We start from the raw sequence: 15,677 nt of genomic DNA on the forward strand, positions 1-15,677 counted from the left end.
TCGTTGTAATTACCGTAATTATTTGTTATAATACTTCAAAGGAGGAAATCAGATGGTCGTAAAAACAAGAAAACAAGGAAATTCAATCACCATTACGATTCCAAGTGAATTCAATATTCCAAGCGGTGTTAAATACGAAGCAAAATTGTTACCAAGTGGCGAAATTATCTTTACTCCTGAAGAATTGGATCATCAGGTCTCTTATGTTTCTGATGATGCCTTTAATTTAAAATTGGATACAATTTTTGATGAATACGACGATGTTTTCAAAGCTTTGGTGGAAAAATGACAGTCTATCTAACAGAAAAGCAAATTGAAAAAATCAATGCTTTAGTAATTCAACGGTATTCTCAAAATGAGCAAATTCAAACAGTTAGTCCTTCAGCGTTAAATATGATTGTGAACTTACCAGAACAATTTGTTTTTGGCAAACCTCTTTATCCAACAATTTTTGATAAAGCAACAATATTATTTGTACAATTGATAAAGAAGCATGTCTTTGCCAATGCCAATAAACGAACAGCTTTCTTTGTTTTGGTGAAGTTTTTACAATTAAATGGTTATCACTTTATTGTTTCCGTGGAAGAAGCGGTTGATATGTGTGTGACTATAGCGGTAGAAGCTTTGACTGATGAAAAAATGATAAGATACTCTAAATGGGTTTCTCAACATTCTGTCAGAGAAAAGGTCAAAAAGTAAGATAGTATGCTGGATTGAAATGAGCATAAGAAAATAAATAAACAGACAATATTAGAATTCTGAAATGCAGAAACTGATATTGTCTCTTTTTATTGATGAGTAATAATGAAAGTGAGAATTTATGGAATCAAAAGTTACAATTATCATACAAGAAATGTTACCCTTTTTAAACAATGAACAATTATTAGCATTGCGAGAGAGTTTAGAACGCCATCTAGTGGATGGAAAAAAGAAGCAGAAGTATTCAAATAATAATCTGTTGCAACTATTTATAACTGCTAAGCAGGTGGAGGGCTGTAGCGCAAAAACAATACGTTATTACCAGAGAACAATTGAAAATTTGTTTCATCATATTAAGGAATCTGTGACACAACTGACAACAGATGATTTAAGGAGTTATTTAGCAAATTATCAGTCTGAAAAGGACTGTAGTAAGGCGAATTTGGACAATATTCGGCGTATATTGTCCTCTTTTTTTGCTTGGCTTGAGCAAGAGGAATATATCATCAAGAATCCTATTCGAAGGATTAAAAAAATTAAAACAGAACAAACTGTGAAAGAAACTTATACGGACGAACATCTGGAAATTATGAGAGATAATTGTGAAAATTTAAGAGATTTGGCAATGATTGATCTACTAGCATCAACAGGTATGCGTGTAGGTGAACTGGTCCAGTTGAATCGTTCTGATATTGATTTTGAAAACAGAGAGTGCGTTGTTTTTGGAAAAGGTAAAAAGGAAAGACCCGTATATTTTGATGCTCGTACGAAAATTCATTTAAGAAACTATCTCAATGATAGAAAAGATGGTCATCCAGCTCTTTTTGTAACGCTACTTGGAAAAGCCCAGAGACTTGGAATTGCTGGTGTCGAGATTCGATTGAGAAAGTTAGGACAAAAACTTGGAATACAAAAGGTTCATCCACATAAATTCAGAAGAACCCTAGCGACAAAGGCTATTGATAAAGGAATGCCTATTGAGCAAGTCCAAAAACTACTTGGTCACAGCAAAATTGATACAACCCTGGCCTATGCTATGGTTAACCAAAGCAATGTCAAACATTCACACCAAAAATTCATCTCTTAACTGCAAATCCCGATTTAACGAGATGTTTGGGGATGATTCTAAGTTTGAAAAAGTTTTACTAGGATGTGTTTGTGATGTTAGAGATGGAACACATGACTCCCCTAAATATGTTGAAAAAGGTTATCCTTTGATTACTTCAAAAAATATTACAGGTGGTGTTATAGATTTCAGCAATACAAATCATATAACACAAGTGGATTTTAATAAAATTAATCAACGATCAAAAGTTGATTATGGCGATATATTATTACCTATGATAGGTACGGTAGGCAATCCGGTTGTAGTAGAAACTCATAAAAAGTTTGCAATAAAAAATGTTGCATTAATAAAGTTTTATGATAGATCAAAAGTAGATAATGTTTATATAAAAAATGTTCTTACTTCATTTTATTTTGATAAACAAGTTTTACAAAAGATTAGAGGAGGTACTCAAAAATTCATTGCACTAAAAGATATTAGGGGGTTACAGATCCCTCTCCCCCCTCTTGACCTCCAAAACGAATTCGCAGACTTTGTAGCTCAGGTCGACAAATCACAATTTGCTTGTGGGATAGTTATAAAACTGTGGAGAAATAGCTTGAAATCTAGTATAATATAGCTATCTATTTATTCAAAGTGAGAGAAAAATGGTAAATTTTGATTTTCTTTTAAATAACGAAGAGTATGAATCTTTTTCAAAGCCTTGTATAGAAGCTGAGAATATGATCGCGACATCTACTGTAGCTACTGCTTTTATGGCACGTCGTGCTCTTGAGCAGGCTGTTCATTGGATATATAGTCACGATTCATATTTAGAAGCTCCCTATCGTGCTACCTTATCTTCTTTGGTATGGGATGATGATTTTAGAGAGATTGTGGATCCTGAGCTCCATAGGCAGATTGTTCTTTTAATTCGATGGGGAAATCATGCTGCACATGGTGGAGAAATTAAGGAACGAGAAGCTATTTTGGCTTTGCATCATTTGTATCAGTTTGTCAATTTTATTGATTATTGCTACAGTAACGAGTTCGTGGAGCGTTATTTCGACGAGCAATTATTGCCACTTTCAGCAAACATCAAGTTTCGAGAAACGCCACAATCTATGGCGAAATTACAAAACAGTTTGTCAGATCTTCCTGATTTCGATGAACAGATGGCTAGTCAGTCATTGGCTGTTCAAGAGACTTATACTGAAAAACGTGAAACAGCAGCTCTACGGCAAGATGTATCTTTCCATATCGATCAACTATCTGAATCAGAGACAAGAAAACTCTTTATAGATATCGATCTCCGTTTAGCAGGTTGGACATTTGAGGAAAACTGTCGTGTTGAGGTAGCCGTTCATGGTTTGAAGCATGGTACAGGAACTGGATACTGTGACTATGTCCTTTATGGCAAAAATGGGAAAGTTCTAGCAATTGTTGAAGCTAAAAAGGCATCTGTAAATCCAGAAGTAGGGGAGGTGCAGGTCAAGGAATATGCTGAAGTTCTTGAGAAACAAATCGGCTATCGGCCAATTTGCTTTATTACCAATGGTTTAAAGCACTACATACTTGATGGTGTTAATCGTCGCCAGATTGCAGGGTTCTACTCTCAAGAAGAGTTGCAACTTTTGATGGACAGACGTCACTTGCAAAAACCACTCGAGGATATTTCTAGCAAAATTAGGGACGACATTTCTGGACGTCATTATCAGAAACATGCGATTACAAGTGTCTGTGAAGCATTCTCCAATAATCGGAGACAGGCACTCTTGGTAATGGCAACTGGGTCTGGGAAAACCCGTACAGCGGTTTCCCTAGTTGATATCCTTTCGCGTCATAACTGGGTAAAAAATGTTCTTTTTTTAGCTGATAGAACTTCCCTAGTTAAGCAAGCTTATGATTCGTTTAGGAAATTACTTCCAGATCTTTCAGTTTGTAATTTCTTAGAGGATAAAGATAGTGCTCGATCTAGTCGAATGGTTTTTTCAACCTATCCGACTATGATAGGAGCGATTAGTGATCAAGAAGAAATAAATCAACGACCCTTTACTGTTGGGCACTTTGATCTTATCATAATTGATGAATCTCACCGTTCTATTTATCAGAAATACAAATCAATTTTTGATTATTTTGATGCAAGGATTGTAGGATTAACTGCCACTCCGCGTCAAGATTTGGATAAAAATACCTATAGTTTCTTTAACTTGGAGAATGGTGTTCCAACATACGCATACGATTTGGAAGAGGCTGTAAAAGATGGTTATTTAGTAGCTTATCATTCGATTGAAACTAAGTTAAAACTACCAACGGATGGTCTACATTACGATGATTTATCCCAAGACGAAAAAGAATATTTTGATAGCCAATTTGAAGATGGTAGTTCTGAGAAAGATATTGATCCTGAGGATTTTAATACCTCTATTTTCAATAGAAAAACAGTCAAAATTGTTCTAGATGAACTAATGACAAGAGGAATTCAGACAGCTTCAGGTGACGAAATTGGTAAAACTATTATCTTTGCTAAAAACCATCGACACGCTGAATACATCAGAGATATTTTTAACGAACGCTATCCTGAAAAAGGAAGCGATTATGCTCAAGTGATTGATTATAGCATTAAGCATTATCAAACCTTAATTGATGATTTTAAAATTAAGGAGAAATACCCTCAAATTGCAATTTCTGTTGATATGTTGGATACAGGTATTGATGTACCAGAGGTTGTTAATTTAATCTTTTTCAAGAAAGTGCGTTCTAAAACTAAGTTTTGGCAGATGATTGGCCGTGGAACCCGTCTTTGTAAAGATTTATTCGGCCCTGAGCAGGATAAGGAAAATTTCTTGGTATTTGATTATGGCGATAATTTTGAATATTTCAAAGCTGATCCAAGAGAAGGAGATGGTCGTCACATTGTTTCTCTGACTCAACGTTTGTTTAACATCAAGGTGGACTTGATTCGTGAACTGCAGGAGCTTCGTTATCAAGATGATCAGTTTGCTAGAGAATACCGTCAACAACTCGTCTCAGAACTTCATGAACGTATGGTGAGCTTAAATGAGTTAGACTTTAGGGTTCGTATGGTCTTAGATACAGTTTATACTTACAGAAAGTTGGAAAATTGGCAAACTCTAACGACCGTCACAAGTGAAACAATCCAGAAAGATCTTTCTCCGCTTCTTTTTGAAGAAAATAAAGAGGACGAGATGGCGAGACGATTTGATTTATGGTTGTTTCAGATTCAGTTAGGACAACTGTTAGCCAAGCCATCAACTGTCCATATTTCTCAAGTTATGAAAACAGCTAAAGCACTTGCTTCTGTTGGTAATATACCACAGGTTTTTGCACAGGCTGAAATCATCAGGAAAGTACAAGAACCTGAATTTTGGGAAGAAGTTAGTTTATCTGGGCTGGAAAAAATACGCCTTGCGCTTCGAGATTTACTACAGTTTCTGGATAAAACGGAACGTACTGTATATTATGTCAATTTTGATGATCATATTCTTTCCACTGTCCATGATACCACGCCATATTTACAGGTCAATGATCTGCGATCTTATAATGAAAAAGTTGAACATTATTTGAAAACTCATCTAGATGACGAAGCAATTTCTAAGTTATACCATAATGAAAAATTGACCTCTCAGGATTTGCTTGCACTTGAAACTTTGCTATGGGAGAAATTAGGTAGCAAGTCAGATTACCAACAACATTATGAAAATAAAGCAATTCCTAGATTGGTTCGTGAAATTATTGGTTTAGATAGAGAGGCTGCCAATCAAGTTTTTTCTAAATTTTTATCGGATGAAAGTCTCAATGCCAAGCAGATCTCCTTTGTGAAATTGATTGTAGATTACATTGTAGAAAATGGTTGCTTGGAGACTAAAGTTTTAACACAAGAGCCGTTTAAATCGTATGGTTCAGTTCAACTACTCTTTCAACACCAACTCCCTATACTTCGTAATATTGTCCAAACAATTGAACTCATTAATGATCGAGCTGGAGAAGCAGCGTAAATAATAAGAGGTTGTAAATGCAAACGCAAGAAGAAATAAATGTTCTGTCACCGGAAAAATTAGCAGAAATTGAGCGTGATTACGATGTCACAGTTTTGTGGGCTATCGAGTCTGGTAGTCGTGCCTGGGGTTTTGAGTCTCCCGATAGTGACTTTGATGTACGATTTATCTACAAACACAAGCAAGATTTTTATCTCCGTTTAAATGAACAGCGTGATGTTATCGAGCTACCAATTGACGATACTTGGGATGTGAGTGGCTGGGATTTAGACAAGACTTTAAAACTCCTTTATAAGTCAAATCCAACACTGTTTGAATGGTTACAGTCACCAATTGTCTATCAACAAACGGATTTTATCGAACGCCTACGTCATCTTGCCAACCAGTATTTTTCTGAGAAGAAAATGCTCCACCATTACTTGAACACTGCTAGAACTCATACGAATAAGTACCTTTCAGGAGACAAGGTCAAACCTAAAAAGTATTTCTATGCGCTGCGTCCCATTTTGGCCTGCCGTTGGATTGAAAAATACCATTCAGTTCCTCCAATTTTATTTGACGATTTGGTCAAAGAATTGCTTCCTGATGAGATGAAAGAGCATGTGTCAAGATTGCTTGATATCAAGGTAAAGGGACCTGAAGGTATGGAAATTGATCCGATTATGCCAATCCAATACTACATCATCAAAAATATCAAAGAGTTGGATGCATACGTTCAAAGTGTTAGTGAGGAAAAGAAAGAGTGGAAGGCTCTAAATCAATTTTTCCTTGAAGAATTAGGCCACGACTGAGGTTTTTTATGGGTAAATGGACATGTAAATGTGGGCAAGCAATGAATGACCACCGAGCGCCTGATCCAAATGCTTATTCAGTTTATTCGGATGAGTTGTTTGAAGAAATCATAAATAAAGCTGACGACCATAATAAAATTTCTTATGATGATATTTCTGAAGCATCATTTTATATGTGGAAGTGCCCTGAGTGTGGTAGCTTTATGGTTTTTGGCGAAGACGGAGAAGGCGATCGATTTACTTTTTATGAGCGACAAGAAGCAGAAATGGTTGAACTTGAACCTCTCTTTGATTCAGATCAAGAGTTAAATCTTGTTGTGGTTGAGTTTCAGGAGGGAGGGAATGGCTATACTTATATCTGCGATGATCCAAATATCCATATTGGGCACGCTGTTATTGTCCCAGTAGGGAAGGAAAATACTGAAAAAATTGCTTTAGTTGTACAGAAGTATCATGCCCTACCAAAGGATATCACTTTTCCTGTTGAAAAGTTAAAACGTGTCATTCGTAGGTATTCACATTTCGACCCAATCACTTCGAAAAACGTTTTTAGAAATTTAGAAAAGCTAGGAAGAATTCTAGATGTTTGCTCTAAAAACGCTAACCCCAACTCTCAGCAAACATATTATAGTATCAAAACTCCTTTAGGATATTTCTGGTTAGAATTAAATGGACTTCCGATTCCAATGAAAATCACACAGATTCAAGTCAAAGATAAAAAATACCAAGTTGATAGCGCCCTTTATATAAAACCTTCAGAGATTAACTGTAGAAGATTCTATGAACTGGAATTATGTGCAGATTTTGATATTGATGCCTCGAGATGGATCGATGTTCTTTCTGATGAAAATGTATGGGGCAATAGTTGGGAATTAAATGGTCTTCAATTTGGTATTACTGCAGGGGAATCTCCAAAATTTGAAGACGAAGTTGTTGCAAGAAAATATAGTCGTATCCCACTTTATTATGACTGGCACCCTGAATTTGAAGATTATTATGGATTCAGTTTAGCTTGGAAAAAATACAAGTCTGATAGCGATTTATCAATAGATTTCTATACAACGTAAGAAGCAGGAGGATATGTATGAATCAAGCATGGGATTTATTGTTTGAGGGTAAGATTAATGAGGCTAAAAAATTAATTGAAGCTGATTTTTTATTGGAAACTTGCACAGATTTTAGTTTATTAAATTTGATGGGCTATATCTATCTTGAAGAGCAAAATTATAACGAGTGCTTAAGTATCTACCAGCGTTATATTGACTTAGCTCGAACTAAAAGTGACCCAGAAAATGAACATATAGGCTATCATCAGTTAGCCATGGTTTATCGTGAAATGAATGAATTTCAAACGGCCCTTTTCTATATCGAAAGAGAGCAAAAAGTCATTGAAGAAGCTTTTACAGAGGATACCCTCAAATCTTCTGTTAACAATTATGAGCAAGGTTATTTACGATTAAAGCTAGGAAAAGTAGCAGAAGCATTCATGTATATGGAACAGTCCTTAAAACAAGCTTTGCAAACAGATGATTTGATTGCCCAAGCTTGTGCCTATAGAGGTTTAGGAGAGATTGGTTCGATACAAAATCCTGAAGAATCACATGAAAATTTTTTACAAGCTATCACTCTTTTTGAAAAGGCAGGCGATCAGATTGGTGCTCAAGAGGTTAGAAACTTGCTAAATAATAAAAAGTAGCCTGAAAAGGCTACTTTTTATTAAAACACGCGATATACATAAGGATTTTCTGGTTTGTCTACTTTTGTGAAACTCTCAACCTCTAGTGTTGGGAGTTTTTGTTTGAGTTCTTTATGGTAGTGGAGAGTCAGGGTTCCTCTAGCTGTGATCCAGGTATTGTCAGGATACTGGCGTGAGTTTCCCTTGGTCAAGAGTCCATATACACCAGAATCGGCGATACAGTGGATGATCCCAAAGCGAAAGAGGAATTGGCTATCTTCATGGCTAGGATCGTTATAGACGAAGCCTGTAAACTCGATTTTCTTTCCTTCAAACTCTTGAGGATAGTCATAGAGAACTTCCATGACCTCCATATAGTTTTCATCAGTGACTTGAATGGTTGGCTGGGTGAGGTATTTGTCAGCTGTAGCCCTCATTTCCTTTTCATAAGCAGATTTGGAAAAATAGGTACTGGTATCCGGTTTGAGGTATTGACTGGATGTGCCTTCGCTTGCCTGAATGACTGTGTTGATTCCCTCAGCAAGTGGGAAATGATATCCTTTGGCAGATACGGTTCTCGAGTCCAGACTTACTGTCGGAAAGGCAGCTCCAATCAACAGAGGTAGCGACAGTAAAAAGAAGCTGATTCGTCTAGCTTGACGACTTTCCAAATGGCTGTGAGAATTGATTTTCTTGACCCAGATATAGAATTGTACCAGAGCCAAGAGAAGAGAAAGAACCATAGAGATATAGACTAGATAGGAATAGTGGAAATTAATATAGTGACTGAGCTTGCCAGATAGCTGCAGATACAGAGTTAGGGCAAAATAACCCAGTAAAATGAAAAATCGGGTCATACCATCACCCCTATCATGTAAGAATAAAGCAAGACAAGCACTGTCACGATGCCCATGAATTGCCAGATGAAGCGCGCTTTGAGATAGTGTTTCATCATGAGGAGATTTTTGATATCAAGCATGGGGCCAATGACCAGAAAAGCGAGGACTGGTGCTAGGCCGAAGCTCGAGAGGAGAGAAGCTCCGATAAAGGCGTCCGCCTCGCTACAAAGAGAGAGGAGAAAGGCTAGAAACATGAGCAAGAGAATCGCAAGGATTGGACTAGCACTGATAGAGGTCAGGATCCGAGTCGGGACATAGACCTGCACGATAGCAGCAAAGAGACAGCCAAAGACCAAGTAACGCCCCATATCGAAAAACTCATCAATAGCTTGTATAAAAACCTGAAAGACCTTTCTAGCAGGAGTCAAGTGTGAAAAGTCATGTTCATGACAAGTGATAGGATTCTCTTTTTGAATGGGTTCCTTCCAGAAAAATCCTAGGAAAATCCCAAGCACCAAAGCAATCACAATAGCTCCCAGAGCTCGCAATAAGGCAAATTTTATTGAATTGCCAAAGGCAGAATATGTGGCGAAAAGAACGATAGGATTGATGATGGGAGCAGTTACCAGAAAGGGAACGGCCGTGTAGCTGGGCACTTTCTTCTCCAGAAAACGATTGATGATGGGAATGATTCCACACTCGCAGGATGGAAAGAGAAAGCCAATGAAGGTACCAAAAAAGATCCTCCCCCAACGATTGCGAGGAAGAAACTCATAAACTTTATCAGGTGTGATATAGACCTCAATCAATCCCGAAATGAGACTCCCAATCAAGACAAAAGGAAGGGCTTCAATCATGATAGAGAGAAAAATAGCTCCTGCTTGCAAGATGCTAGGAGGAAGAGATTGGAAAATCGTCATCTATTTTTTCTTCTCAACTTTTTCTTTTTTGTCTTTGTCATCTGGGAAAGTGACTTGTGTTAAGTCAGGAAGTTTGGCGAATTCTTCAAACATCTTGTCCAAGTCATCCGTTTTTGTAAATTTAACAGCCATGGGCCTACCTCTTTTCTACATTCTACCTCTATTATACTATTATTTTGTGGAAAAGGGATTATTTTGATAATCAAAGATGCAAAAACAGGTAAGGCAAAACAAGAGCTGTTCCTTATGGTATAATAGATTCATGGATAAAAAATACGAAAAAATTTCCCAAGATTTGGGTGTAACCTTAAAGCAAATCGATACCGTTCTAAGTTTGACGGCAGAAGGGGCGACGATTCCTTTCATCGCACGTTACCGCAAGGACATGACTGGTAGTCTGGATGAGGTGGCGATTAAGGCGATTATTGATCTGGATAAAAGTCTGACAAATCTCAACGACCGTAAAGAAGCTGTCTTGGCTAAGATTCAAGAACAAGGCAAGCTAACTAAGGAATTGGAAGAAGCTATCTTAGCTGCCGAAAAATTAGCAGACGTAGAAGAACTTTATCTTCCTTACAAGGAAAAGCGTCGGACCAAGGCAACCATTGCCCGTGAAGCTGGACTCTTTCCTCTCGCACGCTTGATTTTGCAGAATGTAGCTGACTTAGAGAAAGAGGCCGAGAAGTATGTCTGTGAAGGATTTGCGACTGGTCAAGAAGCCTTGGCTGGGGCAGTTGATATTTTGGTAGAAGCCTTATCGGAAGATGTGACCTTGCGCTCACTGACCTATCAGGAAGTGCTGAGACACTCTAAAATCACCTCGCAAGTCAAGGATGAAAGTCTTGATGAAAAACAAGTTTTTCAGATTTATTATGATTTTTCAGAGACAGTTGGCAACATGCAGGGTTATCGTACCTTGGCCCTCAATCGTGGGGAAAAATTAGGTATTTTGAAGGTTGGCTTTGAACATGCGACGGACCGTATCTTATCTTTCTTTGCTGCTCGTTTCAAAGTCAAAAATGCCTATATAGATGAAGTGGTTCAGCAATCTGTTAAGAAAAAAGTCTTGCCTGCTATTGAGCGACGCATTCGGACAGAATTAACTGAGAAGGCGGAAGAAGGGGCTATCCAACTCTTTTCTGACAACCTGCGCAATCTCCTCTTGGTTGCTCCACTGAAAGGGCGCGTGGTTTTAGGATTTGACCCTGCCTTTCGTACAGGTGCCAAGCTGGCAGTCGTTGATACGACAGGAAAAATGCTGACGAGCCAAGTCATCTATCCTGTCAAACCAGCATCAGCTCGTCAAATCGAAGAAGCCAAGAAAGATTTGGCAGATTTGATTGGTCAGTATGGCGTAGAAATTATTGCTATCGGAAATGGAACGGCCAGTCGGGAAAGTGAAGCCTTTGTGGCGGAAGTTCTGAAAGAGTTTCCAGAAGTCAGCTATGTTATTGTCAATGAAAGTGGAGCTTCTGTCTATTCTGCTAGTGAACTTGCTCGTCAGGAGTTTCCAGAATTAACCGTTGAAAAACGCTCTGCTATCTCTATCGCCCGTCGTTTGCAAGATCCCCTTGCTGAATTGGTTAAAATTGATCCTAAGTCAATTGGTGTCGGTCAATACCAGCACGATGTCAGTCAGAAGAAACTGTCTGAGAGTCTGGACTTTGTCGTCGATACCGTTGTCAACCAAGTTGGTGTCAATGTCAATACAGCCAGCCCAGCTCTTCTCTCCCATGTAGCTGGACTCAATAAAACTATTTCTGAAAATATTGTCAAATACCGTGAGGAAGAAGGGAAAATCACTTCACGCGCCCAAATTAAAAAGGTTCCCCGTCTGGGTGCCAAGGCCTTTGAACAGGCAGCTGGCTTCCTCCGTATCCCAGAAAGCAGCAATATCCTTGATAATACAGGAGTTCACCCAGAAAATTACGCTGCTGTCAAGGAACTCTTCAAACGCTTGGATATCAAGGACTTGAATGAAGAAGCCCAAAGCAAACTCAAGTCCCTTTCAGTCAAGGAAGTGGCGCAAGAACTTGACCTTGGACCAGAAACCCTTAAAGATATCATTGCCGACCTTCTCAAACCAGGTAGAGATTTCCGTGATTCCTTTGATGCTCCTGTACTCCGTCAAGATGTACTGGATATCAAAGACTTAAAAGTCGGCCAGAAGCTGGAAGGTGTGGTACGTAATGTCGTTGACTTCGGTGCCTTCGTTGATATCGGGATTCACGAGGACGGCTTGATTCATATTTCTCATATGAGTCGCAAATTTATCAAACACCCCAGTCAAGTGGTTTCAGTCGGAGATTTGGTAACAGTTTGGGTTAAAAAAATCGATACTGAACGTGAAAAAGTCAATCTGTCGCTCCTCGCTCCAGATGAATCTAACTGAGTATGTTCAGTCTGTTTCCCTCGAAGACTTTGGTAGACCTTTTATACACCAAGCCCAGTGGAATTCTCGTCTGCGTACGACAGGTGGGCGATTTTTCCCAAAGGATGGGCATTTGGATTTTAATCCCAAGGTTTATAATAAACTAGGTTTGGAAGTCTTTCGCAAAATCGTGCGCCATGAGCTTTGTCACTATCACCTTTATTTTCAGAAAAAGGGGTATCGCCATAAGGACCGAGATTTTAAGGAACTTTTGAAAGAAGTGGATGGACTACGCTTTGTACCACCTTTGAAAAGTCAGGATAGTTACCTAGTCTATCAGTGCCAATCTTGCCAGCAAATCTATCAACGCAAGAGAAGGATTGACACAAAACGCTATCGCTGTGGCATCTGCCGAGGTAAACTCGTTGTCTTAAATCGGCCTAAGGACTGATGTTCTTGGTCCCGTTTTATGCTATACTATTTGTAAGAATACCGAAAGAGGAAACAATCATGAATACAAAATTTTATAAAATGAGACGAAATCGTATGGTGTCAGGAGTTTTAGCTGGTCTATCAGACAAGTGGAAACTTGATGTAACCCTAGTACGCTTTCTCTTCGCCATTTTTACTGTGGCAAATTTTGGAATCGGTGTGATTATTTACATCATCCTTGCCTCTATCTTGCCAACTAAGGAAGAAATCGAAGCCGAAATGTACGGAACAGGACCACGCAAGCGTAAAGAAGCCCAAGCCATTGAAGACAATGATGGCTGGTTTTGGTGATAATAGTAGAAGCATGAACTTCGTCCAATAGGACGAAGTTTTTTAAACTTGTCAAATCAAATCCTGAAATGGTATAATAAATCAGTGAATACGATAATTTAGAGAGATTAATATGGCTAACGAGAATAAAACGTTTGAATTACAAAGTTCTGAAATTGACTTTGACTATGAACAGTTACTTGAATTAGAATATTCTTTAGAAAATAACCTTAAGGATGTTGTTGAACACATAGAGCAACTTGATATAGATAGAGAAAAATTACAAAATAATGAATACCTTCAAGAATCTATTGAAAATATAGTTTGGGAACAAGTACAACTTCAACTTGCTGCCCAAATAGGTGAAGAGTTTATTAAAGAGAACAACGGTCAAACTCTAGATTTACGAAAAGATGCACATATACAAACTGCTGAAAATTTTGAAAAAGGAAAATTAGCAACTCATAATAGAGATGTCGATTATCAAGAAAGATACGATACTTGGCAAAATAATTTTGTTAAAGATGACTTAGGAAATATTAAAACACACTCAACTCGTTCAGGAAAAATTGTAAATACTTTAACCAAAGATGCGAGAAAACCATTTGACGCAGGACGACCAACAGGTTCAAAAGAAAAAGGAACTCAGATGGATCATACAGTTTCTGCAGGAGAGATTATACGTGATCCAAAGGCAAATGCTTTTTTGACAAAGGAAGAGCAGATTGCTTTTGCAAATAGTAAAGTTAATCTTAACGAAATTAGGAGTGATATTAATCAAGCTAAAGGTGATCAATCAACAACTGAATTATTTGATAATCCAAATTCTAAAGGGCAATATGCTAGAGAAGTCCATAATGTTAGTTCAAAAGAAGAAAACCAGATGAGGGAAAAAGACAAAGGGGCACGAGCTGAATACGACCGAGTAAGAGATGAAGCTGAGAAGCGAGCTATAAAATTTGGTAAAAAATCACGACGTGATGAAGCATTAAAAGTTTCAGGAAAAGCTTTGAAAGCAGCGCTTTTACAGTTACTATCAGAATTTTTGCGAGAGTTAATTTCAAAATTTATCTCTTGGCTTAAAGATACAGAAAGAAACTTATCAACTTTTATTGAAAAGGTAAAAGAGGCCATCATTTCATTTGTAAACAACTTATCAAATCACTTATTAAACGTTGGGAAATCAGTGGTTACGATGATAGCTTCTGCGATAGTTGGACCTGTAATTAACACTTTTCTAAAAGCATGGACATTTATACACCAAGGTTGGAAGTCATTAAAAGAAGCGATTGATTATCTAAACAATCCAGATAACAAAGAAAAAAGTGTTCAGATAATGATGCTAGAAATCGGTAAAATTGTTGTTGCTGGTTTATCGGCTACTGGGGCAATTGTACTTGGAGAAACATTAGGAGCTTCTCTCACAGCTAGTTTTCCAGTCCTAGCTATTTCAATACCACTTTTGGGAACTATTGGTAGCTTGATTGGAACTTTTATGGGAGCGACCTTATCTGGAATTATTGGCGCTTTTGTATTAAAAATGATTGATCAGCAAATTGTCAATAAACAGATTACTGAATTAAGTTCTAAGAAAATTGATCAAAATAATGAAATGTTAGTAATCAAAGATCAATTACTAGATGTAAAGAGCATAAAGCTTCAAGTAGAAAAAGATTCTGTTATCAATACTATTAAGGAAAGACATGATCTGGCTGCTTCAATAATGAAAGAAAAGCTATCAGATATTTTTGTAGAATCTACAAGAGACGATAAAAGTGACTTTTATGAGATTGATAGTTTATTACAAGAATTATTAGATTAGGGAGATAAATATGGAACAAGAGGTATTTGAGCAAGAACAGGAAAAATTTGAAATAAATATTAGCCCATATGACTTCAACGAAGCTAAAGAGCACCTGAAAGAGTTTGCTGAACAGAGTCGAGATGAATTGTATTTTGATACAGTTAAAACTCACGATGATTTCTTTGGTTTTGAATTTACTGAGCATACGGTTACTGGTAAAGAGTTTAATACTTTAGTTGAACAAACTCAAAATTACATTTCAAAATTTTACGAAAAGCAACAAGAAACTATTGATGCGTTTAGTCAAGTGTATAAAGCTTTAGAGGGTCTAGATAAAGGTTATATTCAAGCGATTGTTACTACAGTAGCTGCAATTGAACATACCAATAAGAAAATTCAGCAAGAACAAGCTCGTATTGATAAAACAATCGAGAAGCAAGCATCTACACTCCAAGTACTAAAGCAATTTAAAGAAAAATTCAATGAAAACAATCATAAAGAAACCATTGAGGAACATGAGAATCGACTTTCTAAATTAGACGATAGAATTGTAAGCTTAGAGGATACAGTAAGCGTGCTTCCTTTGGAGCCTGTCTCGCATACTTCTGAAATTGAAGAACTCAGAAAAGAATTGAAAGAAAGTAAAGAACAAATTAAACTTATTTCTAGTCGACTTTTAACTGTTTTTATCATATCAGGAGTATCTATTGGAATGTTAATAATCACTTTAGTGTTTATGTTTTTGAGGTAAA

Annotated in this window: 16 protein-coding genes; 13 read left to right on the plus strand and 3 right to left on the minus strand. The window is 37.4% G+C overall.

Going from position 1 to position 15,677, the window contains the following annotated elements; all coding sequences use genetic code 11:
- Positions 1–52: 52 nt before the first annotated feature.
- From GOM47_RS04595 to GOM47_RS04630, 8 genes are all read left to right on the plus strand, one after another.
- Positions 53–289: an AbrB family transcriptional regulator gene (locus GOM47_RS04595; protein ID WP_000260600.1), complete on the plus strand. Its 237-nt coding sequence runs from the start codon at positions 53–55 to the stop codon at positions 287–289.
- The gene (locus tag GOM47_RS04600; RefSeq protein ID WP_235081202.1) at positions 286–699 is read left to right on the plus strand and encodes a type II toxin-antitoxin system death-on-curing family toxin; all 414 of its coding nucleotides are present in this window, start codon (positions 286–288) and stop codon (positions 697–699) included. Before GOM47_RS04595 ends, GOM47_RS04600 begins: the two co-directional genes overlap by 4 nt.
- A 121-nt stretch (positions 700–820) precedes the next feature.
- Positions 821–1,786: a site-specific tyrosine recombinase/integron integrase gene (gene xerA, locus GOM47_RS04605; RefSeq protein ID WP_200371320.1), complete on the plus strand. Its 966-nt coding sequence runs from the start codon at positions 821–823 to the stop codon at positions 1,784–1,786.
- Between the two features lie 22 nt (positions 1,787–1,808).
- A complete protein-coding gene (locus tag GOM47_RS04610; protein WP_235081203.1) occupies positions 1,809–2,384 on the plus strand; it encodes a restriction endonuclease subunit S in 576 nt (191 codons plus the stop codon).
- Positions 2,385–2,412: 28 nt separating this feature from the next.
- On the plus strand, positions 2,413–5,763 hold the full coding sequence (locus GOM47_RS04615; protein ID WP_235081204.1) for a DEAD/DEAH box helicase family protein: 3,351 nt from the start codon (positions 2,413–2,415) through the stop codon (positions 5,761–5,763).
- 17 nt (positions 5,764–5,780) lie between these two features.
- Complete coding sequence (locus tag GOM47_RS04620; RefSeq protein WP_235081205.1) at positions 5,781–6,554, plus strand: DNA polymerase beta superfamily protein; 774 nt, start codon at positions 5,781–5,783, stop codon at positions 6,552–6,554.
- Positions 6,555–6,562: 8 nt separating this feature from the next.
- On the plus strand, positions 6,563–7,621 hold the full coding sequence (locus GOM47_RS04625; protein WP_235081206.1) for a hypothetical protein: 1,059 nt from the start codon (positions 6,563–6,565) through the stop codon (positions 7,619–7,621).
- A gap of 17 nt (positions 7,622–7,638) precedes the next feature.
- The gene (locus GOM47_RS04630) at positions 7,639–8,250 is read left to right on the plus strand and encodes a tetratricopeptide repeat protein (protein ID WP_235081207.1); all 612 of its coding nucleotides are present in this window, start codon (positions 7,639–7,641) and stop codon (positions 8,248–8,250) included.
- Positions 8,251–8,270: 20 nt separating this feature from the next.
- On the opposite strand, the gene GOM47_RS04635 is transcribed toward GOM47_RS04630, so the two are convergent.
- Genes GOM47_RS04635 through GOM47_RS09650 form a run of 3 tightly spaced genes read right to left on the minus strand, consistent with a single transcriptional unit; the run spans position 8,271 to position 10,120 of the window.
- Positions 8,271–9,086: a TIGR03943 family putative permease subunit gene (locus GOM47_RS04635; protein WP_235081208.1), complete on the minus strand. Its 816-nt coding sequence runs from the start codon at positions 9,084–9,086 to the stop codon at positions 8,271–8,273.
- A complete protein-coding gene (locus GOM47_RS04640) occupies positions 9,083–9,988 on the minus strand; it encodes a permease (RefSeq protein WP_235081209.1) in 906 nt (301 codons plus the stop codon). Before GOM47_RS04640 ends, GOM47_RS04635 begins: the two co-directional genes overlap by 4 nt.
- Positions 9,989–10,120 carry an SPJ_0845 family protein gene (locus GOM47_RS09650; protein WP_000268696.1) on the minus strand — a complete coding sequence of 44 codons (132 nt, stop codon included), beginning with the start codon at positions 10,118–10,120 and terminating at the stop codon, positions 9,989–9,991.
- Positions 10,121–10,250: 130 nt separating this feature from the next.
- Between GOM47_RS09650 and GOM47_RS04645 the strand changes: the two genes are divergently transcribed.
- The 5 genes from GOM47_RS04645 to GOM47_RS04665 all read left to right on the plus strand — a co-directional run bounded on the left by GOM47_RS04645 (position 10,251) and on the right by GOM47_RS04665 (position 15,676).
- Entirely contained in the window at positions 10,251–12,380 is a 2,130-nt protein-coding gene (locus GOM47_RS04645) for a Tex family protein (RefSeq protein ID WP_235081210.1), read from the plus strand.
- A complete protein-coding gene (locus GOM47_RS04650; protein WP_235081274.1) occupies positions 12,367–12,810 on the plus strand; it encodes a SprT family protein in 444 nt (147 codons plus the stop codon). Before GOM47_RS04645 ends, GOM47_RS04650 begins: the two co-directional genes overlap by 14 nt.
- Positions 12,811–12,869: 59 nt before the next feature.
- The gene (locus GOM47_RS04655) at positions 12,870–13,142 is read left to right on the plus strand and encodes a PspC domain-containing protein (protein WP_001092790.1); all 273 of its coding nucleotides are present in this window, start codon (positions 12,870–12,872) and stop codon (positions 13,140–13,142) included.
- 112 nt (positions 13,143–13,254) lie between these two features.
- Positions 13,255–14,943, plus strand: a complete 1,689-nt coding sequence (locus tag GOM47_RS04660) for a hypothetical protein (protein ID WP_235081211.1) — start codon at positions 13,255–13,257, stop codon at positions 14,941–14,943.
- A gap of 10 nt (positions 14,944–14,953) precedes the next feature.
- Positions 14,954–15,676, plus strand: a complete 723-nt coding sequence (locus GOM47_RS04665; RefSeq protein ID WP_235081212.1) for a hypothetical protein — start codon at positions 14,954–14,956, stop codon at positions 15,674–15,676.
- The last annotated feature ends 1 nt before the right edge of the window (position 15,677 follow it).

Source organism: Streptococcus oralis (genome assembly GCF_021497945.1).
GTDB lineage: Bacteria > Bacillota > Bacilli > Lactobacillales > Streptococcaceae > Streptococcus > Streptococcus oralis_BR.

Coding starts and splice junctions, on each gene's coding strand:
- xerA (WP_200371320.1), top strand. CDS start 821: ATGGAATCAAAAGTTACAATTATCATACAAGAAATGTTACCCTTTTTA.
- GOM47_RS04625 (WP_235081206.1), top strand. CDS start 6,563: ATGGGTAAATGGACATGTAAATGTGGGCAAGCAATGAATGACCACCGA.
- GOM47_RS04630 (WP_235081207.1), top strand. CDS start 7,639: ATGAATCAAGCATGGGATTTATTGTTTGAGGGTAAGATTAATGAGGCT.
- GOM47_RS04655 (WP_001092790.1), top strand. CDS start 12,870: ATGAATACAAAATTTTATAAAATGAGACGAAATCGTATGGTGTCAGGA.
- GOM47_RS04660 (WP_235081211.1), top strand. CDS start 13,255: ATGGCTAACGAGAATAAAACGTTTGAATTACAAAGTTCTGAAATTGAC.
- GOM47_RS04610 (WP_235081203.1), top strand. CDS start 1,809: ATGTTTGGGGATGATTCTAAGTTTGAAAAAGTTTTACTAGGATGTGTT.
- GOM47_RS04595 (WP_000260600.1), top strand. CDS start 53: ATGGTCGTAAAAACAAGAAAACAAGGAAATTCAATCACCATTACGATT.
- GOM47_RS04645 (WP_235081210.1), top strand. CDS start 10,251: ATGGATAAAAAATACGAAAAAATTTCCCAAGATTTGGGTGTAACCTTA.
- GOM47_RS04620 (WP_235081205.1), top strand. CDS start 5,781: ATGCAAACGCAAGAAGAAATAAATGTTCTGTCACCGGAAAAATTAGCA.
- GOM47_RS04635 (WP_235081208.1), bottom strand. CDS start 9,086: ATGACCCGATTTTTCATTTTACTGGGTTATTTTGCCCTAACTCTGTAT.
- GOM47_RS04615 (WP_235081204.1), top strand. CDS start 2,413: ATGGTAAATTTTGATTTTCTTTTAAATAACGAAGAGTATGAATCTTTT.
- GOM47_RS04665 (WP_235081212.1), top strand. CDS start 14,954: ATGGAACAAGAGGTATTTGAGCAAGAACAGGAAAAATTTGAAATAAAT.
- GOM47_RS09650 (WP_000268696.1), bottom strand. CDS start 10,120: ATGGCTGTTAAATTTACAAAAACGGATGACTTGGACAAGATGTTTGAA.
- GOM47_RS04600 (WP_235081202.1), top strand. CDS start 286: ATGACAGTCTATCTAACAGAAAAGCAAATTGAAAAAATCAATGCTTTA.
- GOM47_RS04650 (WP_235081274.1), top strand. CDS start 12,367: ATGAATCTAACTGAGTATGTTCAGTCTGTTTCCCTCGAAGACTTTGGT.
- GOM47_RS04640 (WP_235081209.1), bottom strand. CDS start 9,988: ATGACGATTTTCCAATCTCTTCCTCCTAGCATCTTGCAAGCAGGAGCT.